Origin of the sequence: Sphingomonas endophytica, from assembly GCF_001476895.1 — a bacterium.
Classification (GTDB): domain Bacteria; phylum Pseudomonadota; class Alphaproteobacteria; order Sphingomonadales; family Sphingomonadaceae; genus Sphingomonas; species Sphingomonas endophytica_A.
Genome location: NZ_LDTB01000215.1, coordinates 1 through 866, shown reverse-complemented (window position 1 = coordinate 866; position 866 = coordinate 1). Strand labels below are relative to the sequence as shown.

At 64.1% G+C, this 866-nt stretch carries 2 protein-coding genes; both read left to right on the top strand.

What is annotated here, in order from left to right; genetic code table 11:
* On the top strand, positions 1–264 hold a 264-nt coding region (locus NS334_RS16810), incomplete at its 5' end, for a hypothetical protein (RefSeq protein ID WP_206542720.1).
* Positions 265–365: 101 nt separating this feature from the next.
* A partial coding sequence (locus NS334_RS16805; RefSeq protein ID WP_206542719.1) for a sulfurtransferase occupies positions 366–866 on the top strand: 501 nt, incomplete at its 3' end.

The following is an 866-nucleotide window of genomic DNA, read 5'->3' as shown; positions in this document are numbered from 1 at the left end:
CTCTATGCCGAGTTCGAGAAGGAGGCGATGACGCTGGCGCAGGATCCCCACAATGGCGATGACAGCTACTGGCGCAGGGTCGTCGCGCTGCGGCTGCGCATCGGCGATGCCAGCGTCGCGGTCGCGCATGCGGCGATGCTCCATTGCGGCGCGCGCGGCTACCTGATGAGCCACCGCGCCCAGCGCAGGCTTCGCGAAGCCTATTTCGTCGCCCTCGTCACGCCCGCCACCAAGCCGCTGCGCAAGATGCTGGCGGACGGCTGAAGCATGATCCGGAAAAGTGGGGAGCGGTTTTCCGAAGAGATCATGCTCAAACAAAGGTCTAAAGCACCAAGACTAGCAACCATGCAACAGGAGAGGCTGCCATGACGGACGTTCTGATCACCGCCGGCGAACTTGCCGAGCTCGTCAAGAAAGAACCGTGTGTCATCATCGACACGCGTAATCCGGATGCCTATGCGGCGGGACATCTGCCCGGTGCGGTCAATGTGCATGACATCTTCACTTACCTCGCGACCTCGACGCCGGAGGGCATGCACGCGCTGAAGACCAAGTTCGCCGATGCCTTCGGCGCCGCCGGCCTGTCCGGCAAGGAGACCGCCGTGATCTACGAGCAGTCGATGAATTCCGGCTTCGGCCAGTCCTGCCGCGGCTATTACCTGCTGGCGATGCTGGGCTATCCCAAGATCAAGGTCCTGCATGGCGGGTTCGATGCCTGGAAGGCGGCGGACCTGCCGGTCACCACCGACGTCGCGGTGCCGGCGAAGGCTGCGTTCGCGATCGTGCCGGAGGCCGGCGACATCATGATCGACGCCAAGGCGATGCTGGCTGCGGTCGGCAAGCCGGGCGTCGCGATCCTCGACGTG